The 17249-nt window shown below is 60.4% G+C and carries 20 protein-coding genes; 13 read left to right on the top strand and 7 right to left on the bottom strand.

Annotated features, from left to right (window positions below; genetic code table 11):
- The first annotated feature begins 97 nt into the window (after positions 1-97).
- Complete coding sequence (locus PVV54_RS03725) at positions 98-2017, top strand: methyl-accepting chemotaxis protein (RefSeq protein ID WP_274908652.1); 1920 nt, start codon at positions 98-100, stop codon at positions 2015-2017.
- Positions 2018-2089: 72 nt separating this feature from the next.
- Here the strand turns inward: PVV54_RS03725 and ggt are convergent, their stop codons facing one another.
- The 3 genes from ggt to PVV54_RS03710 form a co-directional block, all read right to left on the bottom strand.
- A complete protein-coding gene (gene ggt / locus PVV54_RS03720) occupies positions 2090-3757 on the bottom strand; it encodes a gamma-glutamyltransferase (protein WP_274908651.1) in 1668 nt (555 codons plus the stop codon).
- A 118-nt stretch (positions 3758-3875) separates the two neighbouring features.
- Positions 3876-4772, bottom strand: coding sequence for a LysR family transcriptional regulator (locus PVV54_RS03715; protein WP_274908650.1), 897 nt, complete (start codon positions 4770-4772; stop codon positions 3876-3878).
- Between the two features lie 67 nt (positions 4773-4839).
- Positions 4840-5430, bottom strand: coding sequence for an NAD(P)H-dependent oxidoreductase (locus tag PVV54_RS03710; protein WP_274908649.1), 591 nt, complete (start codon positions 5428-5430; stop codon positions 4840-4842).
- Positions 5431-5589: 159 nt separating this feature from the next.
- Between PVV54_RS03710 and PVV54_RS03705 the strand changes: the two genes are divergently transcribed.
- Entirely contained in the window at positions 5590-5904 is a 315-nt protein-coding gene (locus PVV54_RS03705; protein ID WP_274908648.1) for a putative quinol monooxygenase, read from the top strand.
- On the opposite strand, the gene PVV54_RS03700 is transcribed toward PVV54_RS03705, so the two are convergent.
- Genes PVV54_RS03700 through PVV54_RS03690 form a run of 3 tightly spaced genes read right to left on the bottom strand, consistent with a single transcriptional unit; the run spans position 5894 to position 7340 of the window.
- On the bottom strand, positions 5894-6658 hold the full coding sequence (locus tag PVV54_RS03700; protein ID WP_274908647.1) for a sulfite exporter TauE/SafE family protein: 765 nt from the start codon (positions 6656-6658) through the stop codon (positions 5894-5896). The two genes, PVV54_RS03705 and PVV54_RS03700, sit on opposite strands and share 11 nt — an antisense overlap.
- 50 nt (positions 6659-6708) lie before the next feature.
- Positions 6709-7116, bottom strand: a complete 408-nt coding sequence (locus PVV54_RS03695; RefSeq protein WP_274908646.1) for a type II toxin-antitoxin system HicB family antitoxin — start codon at positions 7114-7116, stop codon at positions 6709-6711.
- Positions 7113-7340, bottom strand: a complete 228-nt coding sequence (locus PVV54_RS03690; RefSeq protein ID WP_274908645.1) for a type II toxin-antitoxin system HicA family toxin — start codon at positions 7338-7340, stop codon at positions 7113-7115. Before PVV54_RS03690 ends, PVV54_RS03695 begins: the two co-directional genes overlap by 4 nt.
- Before the next feature lie 199 nt (positions 7341-7539).
- Here PVV54_RS03690 and PVV54_RS03685 point away from each other — a divergent pair, with 199 nt between their 5' ends.
- Genes PVV54_RS03685 through PVV54_RS03660 form a run of 6 tightly spaced genes read left to right on the top strand, consistent with a single transcriptional unit; the run spans position 7540 to position 13305 of the window.
- Complete coding sequence (locus PVV54_RS03685; RefSeq protein WP_274908644.1) at positions 7540-8145, top strand: CDP-alcohol phosphatidyltransferase family protein; 606 nt, start codon at positions 7540-7542, stop codon at positions 8143-8145.
- A 30-nt stretch (positions 8146-8175) separates the two neighbouring features.
- The gene (locus tag PVV54_RS03680) at positions 8176-9933 is read left to right on the top strand and encodes a bifunctional alpha/beta hydrolase/class I SAM-dependent methyltransferase (RefSeq protein WP_274908643.1); all 1758 of its coding nucleotides are present in this window, start codon (positions 8176-8178) and stop codon (positions 9931-9933) included.
- Positions 9930-11309 carry a phosphatase PAP2/dual specificity phosphatase family protein gene (locus PVV54_RS03675; protein WP_274908642.1) on the top strand — a complete coding sequence of 460 codons (1380 nt, stop codon included), beginning with the start codon at positions 9930-9932 and terminating at the stop codon, positions 11307-11309. Before PVV54_RS03680 ends, PVV54_RS03675 begins: the two co-directional genes overlap by 4 nt.
- On the top strand, positions 11306-11737 hold the full coding sequence (locus PVV54_RS03670; protein ID WP_274908641.1) for a hypothetical protein: 432 nt from the start codon (positions 11306-11308) through the stop codon (positions 11735-11737). The genes PVV54_RS03675 and PVV54_RS03670 overlap by 4 nt, the downstream gene beginning before the upstream one ends.
- A 10-nt stretch (positions 11738-11747) precedes the next feature.
- Positions 11748-12371 (top strand): lysophospholipid acyltransferase family protein, encoded by a 624-nt coding sequence (locus PVV54_RS03665; RefSeq protein WP_274908640.1) that lies wholly within the window; start codon positions 11748-11750, stop codon positions 12369-12371.
- A gap of 1 nt (position 12372) precedes the next feature.
- A complete protein-coding gene (locus PVV54_RS03660; RefSeq protein WP_274908639.1) occupies positions 12373-13305 on the top strand; it encodes a phosphatidate cytidylyltransferase in 933 nt (310 codons plus the stop codon).
- A gap of 15 nt (positions 13306-13320) precedes the next feature.
- On the opposite strand, the gene PVV54_RS03655 is transcribed toward PVV54_RS03660, so the two are convergent.
- Entirely contained in the window at positions 13321-13596 is a 276-nt protein-coding gene (locus PVV54_RS03655) for a metal/formaldehyde-sensitive transcriptional repressor (RefSeq protein WP_274908638.1), read from the bottom strand.
- Between the two features lie 70 nt (positions 13597-13666).
- On the opposite strand from PVV54_RS03655, the gene dmeF reads away from it, so the two are divergent.
- The 5 genes from dmeF to PVV54_RS03630 all read left to right on the top strand — a co-directional run bounded on the left by dmeF (position 13667) and on the right by PVV54_RS03630 (position 17204).
- Complete coding sequence (gene dmeF / locus PVV54_RS03650; protein ID WP_274908637.1) at positions 13667-14599, top strand: CDF family Co(II)/Ni(II) efflux transporter DmeF; 933 nt, start codon at positions 13667-13669, stop codon at positions 14597-14599.
- Between the two features lie 96 nt (positions 14600-14695).
- Complete coding sequence (locus PVV54_RS03645) at positions 14696-15040, top strand: cupin domain-containing protein (protein WP_003258412.1); 345 nt, start codon at positions 14696-14698, stop codon at positions 15038-15040.
- Positions 15041-15338: 298 nt separating this feature from the next.
- Entirely contained in the window at positions 15339-15827 is a 489-nt protein-coding gene (locus tag PVV54_RS03640; RefSeq protein ID WP_274908634.1) for an Hcp family type VI secretion system effector, read from the top strand.
- A 10-nt stretch (positions 15828-15837) separates the two neighbouring features.
- Entirely contained in the window at positions 15838-16815 is a 978-nt protein-coding gene (locus PVV54_RS03635) for a hypothetical protein (RefSeq protein WP_274908636.1), read from the top strand.
- Entirely contained in the window at positions 16812-17204 is a 393-nt protein-coding gene (locus PVV54_RS03630) for a hypothetical protein (protein WP_274908635.1), read from the top strand. Before PVV54_RS03635 ends, PVV54_RS03630 begins: the two co-directional genes overlap by 4 nt.
- The last annotated feature ends 45 nt before the right edge of the window (positions 17205-17249 follow it).

Below are 17249 nucleotides of genomic sequence, written 5' to 3'. Positions count from 1 at the left end.
GCCGATAACTCCTGCACGATTCAGCGGGCATCCAGAACAACAACGCCTCGCGATCGAACAATGATCAAGTGAGCGAAAACATTTCTGGAGAGCGTGCATGAACAGCTGGTTCGCCAATATCAGCGTTAACCTCAAACTCGGCCTGGGCTTCGGCCTGGTGCTGGTCCTGACCGGCCTGCTTGCACTGACCGGCTGGACCAGCCTGGGCAGCCTGATCGACCGCAGCAACTGGATGGGCGACATCGGTCAGCTCAACAAAGACCTGACCGACCTGCGCGTGGCGCGCCTGCAGTACATGATCGCCAATGGTGATGATGCCTCCGCCGCCAACACCCAGGCCAAGCTGGATACCTTCGGCAAGCAGCAGGAATACCTGGTCAGCACCTTCAAGAGCCCCGAGAACGTCAAGCTGCTGAAAGAGCTGGGGCAGATCATCAGCGACTACAAGGTTTCGCTGAACAAGATGCGCGCCGGTTACCGAAACTCGACAGCAGCACGCGATGCCATGAACGTATCCGCCGCCAAGGCCGACCAGGCGCTTGAAGCCCTCAGCCAGGACGTCATGGCTCGCCCAGAGGCGGACAGCGTACGCCTGGAGCAATACCAGCTGATCAGCAAGACTCGCCAGCAGTTGCTGCAAGTGCGTATCGACGTACGCGGCTACATTGCCGAAAATACTGCCGCCAACGAGCAGGCCGCGCTGCGTCAGCTGGAGTCCGCACTGGTCGAAATCGACAACCTCAAGCGCCAGCTGCCTTCGGAAGCTACCCGCCTGCAACAGTTCGAACAGTCGGTACAGGCTTACCGCGACGCCGTGCGCCAGTTCCGTGATGCCGTCGGCGAAATCACCACCTCCCGTGCCGAAATGACCGTACAGGGTGCCGACATCGTCAAGCGCAGCGACGCGCTGTACAAGATCCAGCTGGAGCGCCGCGACCAGGAAAGCGCCCAGGCCCGCAGCCTGCAAACCATCGCCACGCTGCTGGCACTGCTGGTTGGTGTACTGGCCGCCGTTATCATCACCCGTCAGATCACCCGCCCACTGCGTGAAACCCTGCAAGCGGTGGAAAAGATTGCCGGTGGTGACCTCACTCAGGACCTGCGTGTAACCCGCCGCGACGAAATCGGTGTGCTGCAGCAAGGCATCGCACGTATGGGCACTACCCTGCGCGACCTGATTACCGGCATCCGCGACGGCGTCACCCAGATTGCCAGCGCAGCCGAAGAACTGTCGGCGGTCACCGAGCAGACCAGTGCCGGCGCCAATAGCCAGAAGGTCGAAACCGACCAGGTAGCCACAGCCATGCACGAAATGGCCGCCACGGTTCAGGAAGTGGCGCGTAACGCCGAGCAGGCTTCCCACGCGGCGACCGGCGCCGACGACGAAGCGCGTGCGGGCGACCGCGTAGTGGGTGAAGCAATCAGCCAGATCGAACGCCTGGCCGACGAAGTGCATCGCTCTACCGAAGCCATGAACCTGCTGCAACAGGAAAGCCAGAAGATCGGCAGCGTGATGGACGTGATCAAGTCGGTGGCCGAGCAAACCAACCTGCTGGCGCTGAACGCCGCCATCGAAGCCGCCCGTGCCGGTGAAGCCGGCCGTGGCTTTGCCGTGGTAGCCGACGAAGTGCGCGGCCTGGCCCAGCGCACGCAGAAGTCCACCGAAGAAATCGAAGAGCTGGTGGCCAGTCTGCAGCATGGCACCCAGCAAGTGGCCAATGCCATGCAAGGCAGCCGCACCCTGACCGACAGCAGTGTCGAGCTGGCGCGCAAGGCCGGGGCTTCGCTGGAGAACATCACCAGCACGGTGTCGAGCATTCAGTCGATGAACCAGCAGATTGCTGCGGCGGCCGAGCAGCAGAGTGCGGTGGCTGAAGAAATCAGCCGCAGCATCCTGAACGTGCGGGATGTGTCGGAGCAGACGGCGGCGGCCAGTGATGAGACGGCGGCTTCGAGCGTGGAGTTGGCCCGCCTGGGTGGGCATTTGCAGACGTTGGTCAGCCAGTTCCGCGTCTGACCTTCAAGTAGCATTCGCGGATAAATCCGCTCCTGTAGGAGCGGATTTATCCGCGATGATGCCCACACCGTATTACTTGACGATCATCCCCACCCCACGCCCACGCGGGTCCGACGCCGTCTCAAGCTTCGCCCCATTCACCCGGATCGCCTGGATATCCCCCATCTCCCAGCCCTGATCCTCCAGCACATACCCCATTTTCTTCAGCTCATCCGCCACCGTCCCGGTCAACGGCGCATAGCTGTCAAAATAGATGGTGTCCTTGGGCAGCAACTGATGGTGCACACGCTGCGCCGCCACGGCTTTCTCCAGCGGCATGCCGTAGTCATACAGGTTGTTCATCACCTGGAAGATCGAGGTGAAAATCCGCGATCCGCCCGGCGTACCTATCACCAGCTCGACCTTGCCATCGCGGGTCATCAAGCTTGGGCTCATCGACGACAGCATGCGCTTGCCCGGCTCGATGGCATTGGCATCGCCACCCACCACGCCGAACGCGTTGGCCGCACCCGGCTTGGCGCTGAAATCATCCATTTCGTCGTTGAGCAGGAAGCCCGCGCCCTTCACCACCACGCCACTGCCGTAGTCCAGGTTCAGGGTGTAGGTGTTGCTGACGGCGTTGCCCTGTTTGTCGACGATGGAGAAGTGGGTGGTCTGGTGCGGTTCCAGCCCAGGCTTGACCTTGTCGGTCTCGGAAATGGCTTTTGGGTTCACCTGCGCGGCTCGCTTGGCCAGGTAATCCTTGGCGATCAGCTGGTCGACCGGCACCTTGGTGAAGGCCGGGTCGCCCAGGTAGTCGGCACGGTCGGCGAACACGCGCTTTTCAATCTCCGACAGCAGGTGAATGTACTGGGCCGAGTTGTGCGCCACACCCTTGAAGTCCGCCGCGCGGTCTTCCTTGATACCCAGCAGCTGGGCCAGGGCGACGCCGCCAGAGCTTGGTGGCGGTGCGGTGTAGACGACGTTGCCGCGCCAGCTCAGGGCCATCGGCTCACGCCATACCGCTTTGTAGCCCTGGAGGTCTTCCTTGGTGATCAGGCCTTTGTCAGCCTGCATCTGCGCCACCAGCAGGTCGGCAGTCTTGCCCTGGTAGAACTCGCTCACGCCTTTGTCGGCGATGCGCTCAAGGGTTTGGGCCATTTCCGGCTGCTTGAACAGTTCGCCGACTTTCATGTTGCCGAAGTAGTCGTTGAAGTTTGTAGCCGTCTTGAACAGGCCTTGGGCGTCGTTGCGGTACTGGTACTGTTTTTCGGCGATCTTGAAGCCGTTTTTCGCATAGCCGATGGCCGGGGTCAGCAATTCGCTCCAGGGCAGCTTGCCAAACTTCTGGTGGGCTTCCCAAAGGCCCATCACGGTGCCGGGCACGCCTGCGGCACGGGCACCGACCAGGCTCAGGTTTTCGATGACCTCGCCCTTTTCATCCAGGTACATGTTACGGCTGGCGGCCTTGGGCGCCACTTCGCGGTAGTCCAGGAAGTACGGTTTACCGTCGACGAACAGGGTCATGAAGCCGCCGCCACCGATGTTGCCGGCTTCCGGGTAGGTGACCGCGAGGGTAAACGCCGTGGCGACGGCCGCATCGACCGCGTTGCCTCCCTTTTTCAGGATATCGGCAGCTACCTGTGCGCCATATTGATCAGGCGCAGCCACTGCGCCGCCCTCCAGGGTCGCCGCATAGGCAGAAGAACAGCTCAGGATCGCGGCCCCAAGCGCCACAGACTGGAACAGGACAATACGCATGACACTTCCTTGGTGTTGTTTTTGTTGATCACTCAGTAAAGGCCGAAGCCCGTCGACTGCGCAATCTGCTGTAGGAAGTTTCGCCGCGTGTGGACAGTATCTGTCGCGTTCAGGCAACTCAGCAGGCGTACATGGCCAGCTTGCGCTGGATGAAATCGAGGAAGCACTGGATACGCAGGGCCAATTGCGTGTTGCGGTAGTACACGGCGTTGATGGGCTGGCGATAACCATTGTTGGCGTCGCTTAGCAACACTTTCAGGCGGCCGCTGCGGATGTCTTCGTGAGTCATGAAGTGCGACAGGCTGACAATGCCTTCCCCGGCCAGGGCCAGTTGGCGCAAGCTTTCGCCACTGGAGGCGATCAGCGCCGGGCGAATCGGCCAGCGGTCGCCATGGGCATGGCGCAGCGGCCATTGGTTCAGCGATTCGGGTTGGCTGAAACCTAGCAGGCAATGGTCGTTCAGGTCTTCCACCCGCTGGGGCGTGCCGTGCTGCTCAAGGTAGGCCGGGCTGGCGAGGATCTGTACCGGGCTGCAGCCCAGTGAGCGGGCATGCAGGCTGGAATCAGCCAGCTCGCCGATGCGGATGGCCACATCGGTGCTTTGCTCCAGCAGGTCGATAATCAGGTCGTCGGTGTTGAGCTCCAGCTCGATGCCGGGGTACTGACGGCGGAACTCGCCGATCCACGGCACGATGGAATGCAGCATGAACGGCGCGGCGGCGTTGATGCGCAAGCGCCCGGAAGCGGTCTGGCGGTGCATCGACAGCCGCTCTTCCATGTCGTCCATCTGTTCCAGAATCAGCCGCGAGCGTTCGAGGAAGAAGCGGCCCTCCTCGGTGAGGTCCATGCGCCGAGTGGTGCGGTTGACCAAGGTGGTACCGAGCTTGGCCTCCAGGCGCGACAGCGTGCGGCTGACGGCAGACGGGGTCTGGCCCATCTGCTCGGCAGCTGCGGAAATCGAGCCGCAGTCGATGACGGCGACGAAAACCTGGAGTTCTTCTGATCGGGTTATCACATCTGGGCCTACGGCAGTTTTGCGTGGGAGGGGCTCGCCCCGCGAACGGGCCGTTAAAGGTTACCCCTTATTCGGCCTTCCCGAACACACTGATCAGGTGCGCCTCGTAAGCCGCCAACGCTGCCGGTACATCCGGGCGCTTCATCACATCGTTGGCAATGAAGGTCGGCAACCCGGTCATTCCGAGGAACTGGTTGGCCTTGTGGAACGGGAAGTACACCGCATCCACACCTTTGCCTTCAAAGAAATCGCTTGGGTCTTCAAACGCCTGCTGCGGCGCATTCCAGGTCAACGACAGCATGTACTGCTTGCCCTGCACCAGGCCACCGCTGCCGTACTTCTGCGAGGCATCCGAACGGGTCCGACCGTCGCTGGCATAGAGGCTACCGTGGCCTGCGGTGAAGACTTCGTCGATGTACTTCTTCACGGTCCAGGGGGCGCCCATCCACCACCCCGGCATCTGGTAGACGATCACATCGGCCCAAAGGAATTTCTCCACCTCGGCCTGGATGTCGTACCCGCCATCGATGAAGGTCTGCTGGACGTCGAAGCCGGCACGGTCGAGGTGAGCGAGGGCTGCATCATGCAGGGTCTGGTTGAGACGGCCATCGGAGTGAGCGAACTGTTTGCCGCCGTTGAGCAGAAGGATCTTTTTCATGCTGACCTCGGGGGAGAAGAAGGAATGGTCGGCAGATTAGAGATTCGCAGGCACGGGAAACAGCTGGGCCAGGGCAAAAGACAATTGACCAAAAATCACGAATACGTGATGAATTGTTGCCTTAGAATCGTTTCATCTTCTTCCCGCGAGTAGCGAATCATGACCGAGCAGTACGCGTTCATCCTCAAGGCCAAGACCCGTCCGGAAATGGCCGAAGCGTTCGAAACCCTTTTCCGTGCATATGTGGAGCCAAGCCGCCTGGAGCCAGGCTGCATCGAATACCACATGCTGCGCGACAAGGAAGACCCGAGCCTGTTCGTGTTCTACGAGGTATGGGCCAGCAAGGCCGCCCTGGACGTACATTCGGCGCTGCCGCACATGGCCGCCTTCTTCGAGAAGCGCATGGACTACCTGGAGCGCGAGTTCGATATCCAGCTGATCGAGATGCTCAGCGCTTCGTCCGCTAGCCGTTGAGCAGCAAATGGCCACCGAGCACGGCCAGGCCAACGAAGAAGCAGCGCTTGAACACCGCTGCACTGATGCGCTGGCGCAGCCACTGGCCCGCCAGCATGCCCAACAAGGCAGGCGCCATCATCAGCAGTGACGCACCCAGCGCCTCGCCCCCCAAGGCATCCTGCCCCGCCAGGCCAAGGGCCAGCGCCACGGTGGAAACGGTGAAGGACAGGCCCAGCGCCTGGATCATCTCGTCGCGGCTCAGGCCCAGGCTCTGCAGGTAAGGCACGGCAGGCATCACGAACACGCCCGTTGCCGCCGTCACCAGGCCCGTCACCAGCCCGCACAGCGGCCCCAGCCACCCTTCCCTGCTGGTGGCCAGCCGCAACTGCGGCCCGATCAGCCCATACACGGCGTAAACCAGCAGCGCCGCGCCCAGGCCATGGGCCGCCCACGGGCCACTGCTGATCCCCAGCCAGGCACTGCCGGCCAAAGTGCCGACGAAAATCGCACCCAACATCGGCCCAAGGCGACGCAACAGCGCCAGCAGATGCCCGCCCGTGGCCAGTTGCCAGACGTTGGTGAGGGTCGACGGCACGATCAGCAAGGCCGCCGCTTGCGCCGGTGGCATGGCCAGCCCGAGCAAGCCCATGGCGATGGTTGGCAGGCCCAGGCCAATCACACCCTTGACCGCTCCGGCCAGCAGGAAGGTGATGACCACCAACAGTGACAGGGCGGGGCCAATGGTTTGGTAGAACGCGGTGAAGTTGTCCATGGCGGGCATCATGGCGTAGATCGGCGTGGGTGGAAATATTCAGGCGCGTCTCAGTGCGCCAGTGCCAACTCTCGCAGCGCCGCAGAGGCGAGAAAGCCAGACCTCGACGCGTAACGATGATCACGCTTCACTTTTTCATCGATTCGCTGAAGCAAGTTCTCAGGCAATGTGGCATTGAATCGCACCGCTTTTCCCAGGTAGGGCGTCACATCGAAATCCACAACGGCCCAGACACCGCCAACGTAATCGGGGTTGACCACATGCACGTCGATCTCCTGAGCTTGCGGCAGTGGCTCATTGTCCGCCACCAAACCTTCAAAATGCAGCGACAGTGCCTCCTGAACATTGTCCAAAGCCTCAGCGACATTACAGCCAGCCGAGAAACAGCCGGGCACGTCGGGTACTGTTACCCCGTAGTCCGAGCCGTGGTCTTTGTGTAGTACGACAGGGAATTTCATTGGCAGCCTCCAGTGATATTTGGGCTGTTTACGCAACGGGTCTGCTTCAGACCTGCCTGCTTCAAAATGTTGTGAACTGTGCCTTTAGGCAGGTCTGTCTTGGGATGAGGAACCGTAACCCGACCCTTTTTCGCGGGGTGCTTAAACTGGTGATGGCTCCCTTTCACATCTACCAAGTACCAACCATCCGCCTCAATAATCTGAATCACATCTCGACTGCGCATTGGCTCTCCATCTGCCAATCGATGTGTATCATACACACCAATCACGATAAAAATCAAAACGCAATACACACCGAACACACCATTAACGGGTAGCGGACGGTTCAGTGCTGAAGGTAGGTTTTTACCTTGATCGCAGTAAGAAAACTCACCATCGATAAAAGCTCCGCTAGCCTGTAAACACGATGAAAAGGAGTTTCCCGTGCTCTCGATCTACCAGCTAAAGCCCCGCTTCCAGTCCCTCCTGCGCCCTACCGTACAGCGCCTGCACGCCCGTGGCGTAACGGCCAACCAGGTCACCCTCGGCGCTGGCGTGGTGTCGGTGCTGCTGGGCCTGTTGCTGGCCTGGCTCAGCCATATCACCTGGCTGTTCATACTGGTCCCGGTCTGGATGCTGCTGCGCATGGCCCTGAACGCCATCGACGGCATGCTGGCCCGTGAGTTCGACCAGCAGACGCGCCTGGGCGCCTACCTCAACGAACTGTGCGACGTGATCGCCGATGCCGCGTTGTCTTTGCCCTTTGCGTTGCTCGCCGGGGTGTCACCCGCGCTTGTCGTGATCGTCGTGCTAAGCGCCACATTCAGCGAATACGCCGGCGTAATGGGCCCGCTGGCCGGAGCCTCACGGCGCTACGACGGGCCGATGGGCAAGAGCGACCGGGCCTTTGCCTTTGGCGTGCTGGGCGCCGGCATTGCGTTCGGGATATTCGACGCAACATGGAGCAACGGCCTGCTGCTGGTCATCCTCGTGCTCTCGCTCTATACCCTCTACAACCGGGTTCGCCAGGGGCTGGCCGAGGCCCGCTGAACCTTCCGCCGCCGGACAAGGACTTTCGCCATGCGCCAAGCGCAATCGCTGCACTTCTCTACCCACGACGGTGTCGAACTGCACTACCGCCACTGGCCCGCCACCCGCAACGAACACCAGCCGCGCCGTGCGGTGGTGATGTTCCATCGCGGCCACGAACATGGCGGGCGCATGGCGCACCTGGCCGATGAACTGGATATGCCGGGGTATGACTTCTTCGCCTGGGATGCACGTGGCCATGGCCAGTCGCCAGGGGCGCGGGGTGACAGCCCAAGCTTTGGCACCAGCGTGAGGGACGTCCAGACCTTCATCGAGCATTTGCAGGGTCGGCACGGGGTGGCCGAGCAGGATGTGGTAGTGCTGGCGCAAAGTGTCGGCGCGGTGCTGATCGCGACATGGGCGCATGACTACGCCCCTAAGGTCCGCTGCCTGGTACTGGCCTCGCCGGCCTTCAAGGTGAAGCTGTACGTACCTTTCGCCCGCCCCGGCCTGAAACTGCTCAAGGCACTGCGCGGCAACTTTTTCGTCAACAGCTACGTCAAGCCACGCCTGCTCACCCACGACCCCGAAAGGGTCATGTCCTACGTGGCAGACCCGCTGATCAGCCGGCCGATTTCGGTGACCATGCTGCTCGGGTTGTATGAAGCCGCCGACCGGGTAGTCGCTGACGCGCAGGCCATTCAGGTACCCACGCAGATGCTGGTTTCCGGGGCGGACCTGGTGGTCGAGCGCAAACCGCAGGTACGTTTTTTCGAGCGCCTGGGCAGCCCGAGAAAAGAGATGCACATTCTGCCGGGCTTTTTTCATGACACCCTTGGCGAACGCGACCGCGCCCATGCACTGAGGCGTATCGAACGCTTTGTCGAACATTGCTTCCACAGCCCCACTGCGCAGCCCACGCTGCTTGATGCTGACAAGGTTGGCGCCAGCTGCGCCGAGGCCGAAAGCCTGGCAGCACCGTTACCTCGCAATTCGCCACGCGACCTTTACTGGCGAGCCACCCGGGCAAGCCTGCGCCTTGGCAAAGGGCTGGCCGCCGGAGTGAAACTTGGCTTCGATACCGGCTTTGACTCCGGCAGTACACTGGATTATGTCTACCGTAACCAGCCTGCAGGCAAGGGCAAGCTTGGGCGGATGATCGACCAGAACTACCTGAACGCCATCGGCTGGCGCGGCATTCGTCAGCGTAAGCTGCATGTAGAGGAACTGCTTCGCCAGGCTATTGCACGGTTGCGCGAGCAACAACGCCCGGTGCATATCGTCGACATCGCCGCCGGCCACGGGCGCTACATCCTGGAAGCGTTACAGGCGCTGGAGCAATTGCCCGACACGGTGCTGCTGCGCGATTACAGCGAGCTGAACGTGCAGCAAGGCAATGCGCTGATCGCCGAAAAGGGCATGGCCGAGATCGCCCGGTTCATTCAGGGTGACGCCTTCGACCGCGCCAGCCTCGTCGGGCTGGCCCCGCGCCCTACAGTGGCGGTGGTATCCGGCCTGTACGAACTTTTCGCCAGCAACGAGCTTGTGGGCAATTCACTCGCCGGGTTGGCTGATGCCGTCGAAGACGGTTGTTACCTGGTCTACACCGGCCAGCCCTGGCACCCGCAGCTGGAGATGATCGCCCGCGCCCTCACCAGCCATCGCGGCGGCGAAGCCTGGGTAATGCGCCGTCGCAGCCAGGCCGAGATGGACCAATTGGTCGAAGCGGCGGGCTTTCGCAAACTGGCCCAGCGTGTCGATGAGTGGGGCATTTTCACCGTCAGCCTGGCGCAGCGGGTACGTGAATGACGCCATCGCGTGAACCCGGGTTGATCCGCCGGGGCGTGTTCTGGCTGCTGTTGCTGGGGCCGTTCTTCTTCCTCAGCTATGGCCTGACGAACCAGTACACGGCCGGCCGCAGCGATGTAGGGAGCCTGGTATTCAGCTGGGAAAACCACCTGCCGCTGTGGCCGTGGACGATCATCCCGTACTGGTCGATCGACGTGCTTTACGGGTTGTCGTTCCTGCTGCCACGCACGCGCCAGGAAATGGACCGCCATGCCCTGTCTTTGCTCAGTGCGCAGGTGATCTGCGTTGCGTGCTTCTTGTTGTGGCCCTTGCGCTTTACCTTCGAACGCCCGGAGCTGGGTGGGCTGTTCGGCTGGCTGTTCGATGTACTGATGGGTTTTGACAAACCTTTCAATCAGGCGCCGTCGCTCCATATTGCGCTGCTGGTGATCATCTGGACGATGTTTGCCCGGCATGTGCGGCGCCAGCCATGGCGCTGGGTCATGCATGGCTGGATGTTGCTGATCGGGGTTTCGGTGCTGACCACCTGGCAGCATCACTTCATTGATGTGCCAACCGGGGCACTGGCTGGGTTCGTCTGCTTATGGCTGTGGGGTATCCGTTGGCGCGATGTCGGCTGTGCCCGCGTACCAAAGCGCTGGTGGGTGGCGGTCAGTTATGCCGCGGGTTCGCTTGTAATTGCGGGCTTGGCTTTTACCCTCGGCGGGAGCGGGCTTTGGCTCTTGTGGCCTGCCACCTCATTGCTGTTGGTTGCACTCAATTATGGCGTGGTCGGTGCCAGCGGGTTTCAGAAGGGGGCTGACGGGAGGCTGTCGAATGCAGCCTGCTGGCTGCTGGCGCCTTACCTGATCGGGGCGTGGGGCAATTCGCGGCTGTGGACATGGCGGCATCCGCAGGCGGATGAGGTGTGTGACGGGGTGTTTCTCGGGCGTATTCCCGGGTTTGGAGAGGGCCAATCTTTCAAAGCAATGGTCGACCTGTGCGCCGAGCTGCCGTGCAATACCTGTGCTGGCCTCATCGCGGATAAATCCGCTCCTACAGGCATTGCGAAACCTGTAGGAGCGGATTTATCCGCGATGAGGCCAGCGCAAGTGCCCTATATCTCACTCCCAACCCTCGACCTGATTGCCCCCGACAGCCACCTGCTGCGCGAGGCCGCCGAAGCCATCGAAAGCCTGCGCCGGCAAGGCCCACTGTTGGTCTGCTGCGCCCTGGGCTATTCACGCAGTGCCAGTGCAGTAGCCGCTTGGCTACTGCTGACCGGGCGCTGCAAAAACCTCGACGATGCCGAGGCGCTGATCCGCCAAGCTCGGCCAGGTATTGTCCTGCGGGCAGCCCATCGGCAAGCCCTTTCGCAACTGGGAACACACCCATGACCCTGTTCGTGGTAGCCAGCCTGCTTGCCCGTGGCGCACAGCTGGAACGCCTGTCAGATGGCATCACCCTGCTTGCGCTGGGTTACGGGCTGGCCCCACTGCTTGGCGCCCCCATCCCACCGTTGGCCAGCATGCTTTGCGCCACGCTGCTGATCCTGGGCCTGCTGCACAAGTACTGGGCCGTCCGCGTTGCGCTGGATGCCGACCTGTTCGCACGCCTTAGTATCAGCGGCGATCTACCTTCAGATACCGGCCTGCTGGATCGCGCCTTGTACGACCTGCGCCTGAAAGCCAATGGCGAAGATGCCCGCGACTGGCCGGCCCGTGGCAAGGCAGCCCTGGCCCTGCTCCGCCGTCAGGCAATGTGCCTGGGCCTGCAACTGTTGCTGACCTTGACTACCCTGCTGACATTGCCTTTCTTCGGATAATCAACGCGCCATGCTCGCTGCCCTGACCGCTTTCATCATCACCTCCGCCGCACGCCTGATCACCGGCGCACGGGCATTGTGGCTAGGCTGCACGCCACAGCCCGTACAACGCCTGTATTACGCCAACCACAGCAGCCATGGCGATTTTGTGTTGCTCTGGGCGTCACTGCCCGCCCCCTTGCGCCGCCGTACGCGACCGGTTGCCGGTGCCGATTACTGGGCCAAGCCGGGCATTCGCGACTTCCTGATCCGCAAGGTGTTCAACGGCGTACTGATTGATCGGCAACGCAGCGAAGGCCAGGGCAGCCCGTTGCAACCCATACTGGAGGCGGTGGCTCAGGGCGACTCGTTGATCTTCTTCCCCGAAGGCACCCGCAACCTGGGCGACGAACCGCTAATGCCGTTCAGAAGCGGCTTGTACCATCTGGCCATGGCCAACCCCGAGGTTGAACTGGTGCCCGTGTGGATCGCCAACCTTAACCGGGTCATGCCCAAAGGCCGCGCCCTGCCCCTGCCGTTGCTGTGCACACTGAGCTTCGGCGAGCCCATTCACCTGCAAGCCGACGAAGGCAAGCAAGCCTTTCTCGAGCGGGCAAGCCACGCCCTGCTCAACCTGGCGCCGAAGGAAGCCTGACATGGACGACAATACCCTTGCCCTGTTCGCCGGCATCGGCGCACTGCTGCTGCTCGCCAGTGTCATCGGCCGCCTGCTTAAATGGCGTGCCGGCCCCGCCCCGCATGCCGTGATCGATAACCTCAATGCCCGCATCAACGCCTGGTGGTTGATGGTGCTGGTCATCGGCATCGCTTTTGTGTTCGGCAAGTACGGCGTGATCGTGCTGTTTTATGGGGTGTCGTTCTACGCCCTGCGCGAGTTCATGACCCTCACCCCCACCCGGCGCAGCGACTACCCGGCGCTGGTGGCAGCGTTCTACGTGGCGTTGCCGGTGCAGTACCTGCTGATCGCCATGGACTGGTATGGCCTTTTCAGCATTTTCATCCCGGTATACCTGTTTCTGTTGCTGCCGATCCTGGCCAGCTTCGGCGGGGACACCACACGCTTTCTGGAGCGGGCCTCGAAGGTACAGTGGGGGCTGATGATTGCGGTGTACTGCGTGTCGTCGGTGCCTGCACTGCTTACGCTGGATATCCCCGGTTATGAGGGGCGCAACCTGCTGCTGATTGCCTGGCTGATTCTGGTGGTACAGATCAGCGACGTGCTGCAGTACGTGTGCGGCAAGCTGTTGGGCAAGCACAAGGTGGCGCCAAACCTGTCACCGTCCAAGACCATAGAAGGGCTGGCCGGGGGCGTGGCGTTGGCGACTCTGGTCGGCGCGCTGCTGTGCTGGATCACGCCGTTCAACTTCTGGCAGGCCGCGTTGATGGCACTGACCGTCAACGCCATGGGCTTTTTCGGCGGGCTGGTGATGTCAGCGATCAAGCGCGACCGGGGGGTGAAGGACTGGGGCCATATGATCGAAGGCCACGGCGGCATGCTCGACCGGATGGACTCTGTGTGCTTCGCTGCGCCGGTGTTTTTCCACTTCGTACGGTACTGGTGGGCCTGATACCCCCAGGGGGTATCACTTCAGGTAGGAGCGCAACAACGCCGCCACTTTGTCCGCCTCTTCCTGCCGTTGCTCGGCAGTCATGCCATCCGCAACCAAATGCTCGCGGATGTGCCCTTCCATCACTTCGGCCATCAATCCGTTCACCGCACCACGCACGGCGGCTATCTGCTGCAGGATTGCCAGGCAGTCTTTTTCCTGCTCCAGCGCCGTTTCCAGGGCAGCTGCCTGGCCCTTGATCTTGCGCACACGGGTCAACAGTTGCTTCTTGCTCTTGTGGATATGTGCCATTCGCTCTCTCGCCATCATAGGTATACTGGGGTACAGTATATTTCACGACTTTCCGAGAGCATCATAAACCATGGCCACGCAAACCACAGACCACTGGCAGCACAGCCACCAGTTCCACACCAGCAACCTCGGTGCCGAACGCAAGACGCGGCTGGCTGTATGGCTTACGGCTGTGATGATGGTGGCGGAAATTGCCGGCGGATGGTTCTTCAATTCCATGGCGCTGCTCGCCGACGGCTGGCACATGAGTTCACATGCCCTGGCCTTGGGGCTGTCGCTACTGGCCTATGCCGCCGCCCGGCGCTATGCAGCTGACCGACGCTTTGCGTTCGGTACCTGGAAGATCGAGATTCTGGGTGGCTTCTCCAGTGCCCTGTTGCTGCTGGGTGTGGCCGGGTTGATGGCCTTTCAGTCTGTCGAGCGCTTGTTGGCACCGGGGCCGATTCATTATGACGAAGCAATCCTCATTGCAGGGGTAGGCCTGGCTGTGAACCTGGCCTGCGCCTGGCTGCTGCGGGGGGAGCACCACCACCATGGCCACGACCATCATCACGACCACGACCACGCTCATCACCACCATGACCTGAACATGCGCTCGGCCTACCTGCATGTAATCGCCGATGCGGCGACCTCGGTGCTGGCAATCGTCGCTCTGCTGGCTGGCAAATTCTGGGGCGCCGGCTGGCTGGACCCGGTGATGGGCCTGGTTGGCGCCGTACTGGTGGCAGCCTGGGCCCGTGGCCTGTTGCGCGATACCAGCCGGGTGTTGCTGGATGCCGAAATGGACGCACCGGTGGTCGAGGAAATACGCGAAGTCGTCGATCAGCTACCCGTACCGGCGACCATTACCGACCTGCATGTGTGGCGTGTGGGCAAGGACCACTATGCCTGCATCCTGAGTTTGGCCACCCAGGCGCCACTGAGCGCCGACAGCGTGCGCCGCGCCTTGAGTGTGCATGAAGAACTGGCCCACGTGACCGTGGAGATCAATGCATTGCCATAGCGCGGGCAGGCAGCTGGGCGTCGAACCCAGGCAACTGCGCCCTGGGCGATGGCCCTATGGTGACGAGTCATTCAACCAGTCACCAGGAGTTGTGCCATGTCTGATTTCATCACCGTCCTGCGCGAAACCTGCCCGACGCCGGTCGTGGACGCCACCAAGTGGAAGCGTATTGGCGGCGATCCGCACACCGTCAACCTCAATGCCTACCTGTCGGCTGACGGCAGCAAAATCATGGGTACCTGGATTTGCACCCCAGGCAAGTTTGAAGTGAACTACGAGAAGTGGGAGTTCTGCCACTTCCTCGATGGCTATTGCATCATCACCCCGGAAGGTGAAGAACCCAAGCATTTAAAGGCGGGGGATGTTTTTGTGATTGAGCCGGGGATGAAGGGGACTTGGGAAGTGGTTGAGACTGTTCGTAAGTATTTTGTATTTGCTTGAGGTTGTTGGGGCTGCTTTGCAGCCCATTCCGACCGGTCCGGCGCCCCGGCAAGGCCAATTCTACAGGTGTGCGCAAGCGCCTGTAGGAAACTTAAACATGATGTTTAGTTTAAACGTTAAACAAGCAACAACTCATACAGCTCGCAACAACTTGTTACTCCGCACATCAGATTTATCCTGAGTTTTGTAGTCCATTTCCGAATTGCATCTCTGGTATTGCCATCAATTGAATACAGGCCTAGGGTTTGTTGGCCGGGCACTATTGCCCAACTATTTAAATTGCCAGGGAGAGGTCAGCATGGCTTTCGACGCATATATTCAGATCGACAATATTCCAGGCGAAGCACTGGACCAGCAGTACAAAAAATGGATCGAAGTGCTCGGTTACGACTTTGGCATCAGCCAAAGCACATCTGCCACTGCAAGTTCCGCCGGTGGCGCTACGTCTGGCCGCACAACGGTGACCAACTTCACTTTCACCAAATACCTCGACAGCGCCAGCTGCAAACTGATGGAGGCCGGCTGCACCGGTCAGCACCTGAAGGAGGTGAAACTGGCGCTCTGCCGCGCCGGTGGTGACAAGCTCAAATACTTCGAGATCATCCTTGAGGAAGTGATCATCGCCGAGTATTCGCAAAGCGTGGACAGCGGCGTGCCCGTGGAGGTGGTGCAGCTGAACTATGGCCGCATCAAGACCACCTATACCCAGCAACAGCGCATCGATGGCAGCGGCGGCGGCAACATCGCCGGTGGCTGGGACCGCATCGGCAACAAGAAATACGCGTGAGGGTACCGCCATGTCCGAAGCCCGCACGTTCATCAACCTCAAGCTGCAAAACTACCACCGGCTAAAGACCGACCTTGCGCTGACAGGCCACTCGCTGGATAAGTTCGACGTGTTGAATGCACACGTGGCCAATACGGTCGTGCGCAATGGCGAACTGATCATCATCGGCGACCCAACCACCGCGTCCTGTACCAGCCAGGAGGCCTGGATGATGCGCCAGGCCGCTGTAGTGCACATGGGGTTGATGCGCAACGGCCAGGGTGTGGATAACTTCTTCATCGACAACTTCGAAACCCTCAAAAGCCTGATTGCGCACGCGTCCATGGGCGCGGGCGTAGTCAGTGAAGGGTGGAGCAAGCACTTGAAGGCAATCGAAGCCACGTTGATGGAGATCGAGAAGCTGTATCAGCAGTATCTTGGGGCTGGTGCAACGGGGGCGCGGGACCAGTTTTATGCCAAGCGTTCGGCGTTGTTCATGAGGTTGGAGGAGCAACTGGGGAAGCTGGCGGCGTATGGCTCAGGGCTGAGGAACGCTGGGTCTATCAAAAGGACGCCGGGGATTTCCACGAAGAGTTTTTTGCATACGGGAGAGATTGCCGGGTATGCGAACAAGGTGGCGGGGGTAGCGAAGGCTGCTAATTTGATCAAGAAAGGGACGCATGTAGGAATTGCGTTAGACGTCGCAGCCACCGGACTGGAAATTCATAAAGCCTGCGCGCTAGGGCGCGAGGAGGAATGCAGAAAGGCGACTTATGTCGAGATTAGCTCTTTGTCCGTAGGTTTGGTAGGTACGACACTTGGGGCAATGGGTGGTGAGATTATTATTGGTACGGCTTGCAGCGTGGTTTTGGGAGTCGTGTCCGGGGGAACCGGAGCACTTGCTTGCGGGGTATTCGGTGGCGCGGTAGGCGGACTGGTTGGCGGTAAGCTGGGGAATCAAGTTGGAGTCAAAGCTGGGGAAATACTCTATGAAGCTGTAATAAGATGACCACTATCCACTTAGCCTTTCTAGTATGCGCCTTGATATTCACGGCCTCAGGCTTCGCAACCCTGGCTGCGATAGCCTTTATCGCCCATCGCAAAATTGATTACATTGAGAGCTTTCTACCAAACTGCGACATGGTAACCGGAAAAAGAAAAATTTGGCTGCACGCCGGCTTGATCGGGAAAGTCATAAGATTGACAAATATCTCCTTCATTCTCCTCAGCCCTAGACTCTACACCCGGAAAAACCTGATTAATCTTTATGAAATCAACAATTTACCATCAAAAATAAAAGCTCTCCTTATTACAATTGGAGTTGTAATATTAACCTTAATTGCTGCACTCTCAGCGTTAGGTATTTTCGCGCACTATTTACCTCCATTGCCCACCTAGCGCGCAAAAAAACGCAGTACAGCTACCCTTTCCTCTGATGCGCAG

It is taken from the genome of Pseudomonas sp. PSKL.D1 (genome assembly GCF_028898945.1).
Lineage (GTDB): Bacteria > Pseudomonadota > Gammaproteobacteria > Pseudomonadales > Pseudomonadaceae > Aquipseudomonas.
The sequence above is the reverse complement of the archived record's forward strand: the minus strand, read 5'-3'. Positions and strand labels throughout refer to the sequence as shown.

Coding starts and splice junctions, on each gene's coding strand:
- PVV54_RS03725 (WP_274908652.1), top strand. CDS start 98: ATGAACAGCTGGTTCGCCAATATCAGCGTTAACCTCAAACTCGGCCTG.
- ggt (WP_274908651.1), bottom strand. CDS start 3,757: ATGCGTATTGTCCTGTTCCAGTCTGTGGCGCTTGGGGCCGCGATCCTG.
- PVV54_RS03710 (WP_274908649.1), bottom strand. CDS start 5,430: ATGAAAAAGATCCTTCTGCTCAACGGCGGCAAACAGTTCGCTCACTCC.
- PVV54_RS03705 (WP_274908648.1), top strand. CDS start 5,590: ATGACCGAGCAGTACGCGTTCATCCTCAAGGCCAAGACCCGTCCGGAA.
- PVV54_RS03700 (WP_274908647.1), bottom strand. CDS start 6,658: ATGGACAACTTCACCGCGTTCTACCAAACCATTGGCCCCGCCCTGTCA.
- PVV54_RS03695 (WP_274908646.1), bottom strand. CDS start 7,116: ATGAAATTCCCTGTCGTACTACACAAAGACCACGGCTCGGACTACGGG.
- PVV54_RS03690 (WP_274908645.1), bottom strand. CDS start 7,340: ATGCGCAGTCGAGATGTGATTCAGATTATTGAGGCGGATGGTTGGTAC.
- PVV54_RS03680 (WP_274908643.1), top strand. CDS start 8,176: ATGCGCCAAGCGCAATCGCTGCACTTCTCTACCCACGACGGTGTCGAA.
- PVV54_RS03675 (WP_274908642.1), top strand. CDS start 9,930: ATGACGCCATCGCGTGAACCCGGGTTGATCCGCCGGGGCGTGTTCTGG.
- PVV54_RS03670 (WP_274908641.1), top strand. CDS start 11,306: ATGACCCTGTTCGTGGTAGCCAGCCTGCTTGCCCGTGGCGCACAGCTG.
- PVV54_RS03665 (WP_274908640.1), top strand. CDS start 11,748: ATGCTCGCTGCCCTGACCGCTTTCATCATCACCTCCGCCGCACGCCTG.
- PVV54_RS03660 (WP_274908639.1), top strand. CDS start 12,373: ATGGACGACAATACCCTTGCCCTGTTCGCCGGCATCGGCGCACTGCTG.
- PVV54_RS03655 (WP_274908638.1), bottom strand. CDS start 13,596: ATGGCACATATCCACAAGAGCAAGAAGCAACTGTTGACCCGTGTGCGC.
- dmeF (WP_274908637.1), top strand. CDS start 13,667: ATGGCCACGCAAACCACAGACCACTGGCAGCACAGCCACCAGTTCCAC.
- PVV54_RS03645 (WP_003258412.1), top strand. CDS start 14,696: ATGTCTGATTTCATCACCGTCCTGCGCGAAACCTGCCCGACGCCGGTC.
- PVV54_RS03640 (WP_274908634.1), top strand. CDS start 15,339: ATGGCTTTCGACGCATATATTCAGATCGACAATATTCCAGGCGAAGCA.
- PVV54_RS03635 (WP_274908636.1), top strand. CDS start 15,838: ATGTCCGAAGCCCGCACGTTCATCAACCTCAAGCTGCAAAACTACCAC.
- PVV54_RS03630 (WP_274908635.1), top strand. CDS start 16,812: ATGACCACTATCCACTTAGCCTTTCTAGTATGCGCCTTGATATTCACG.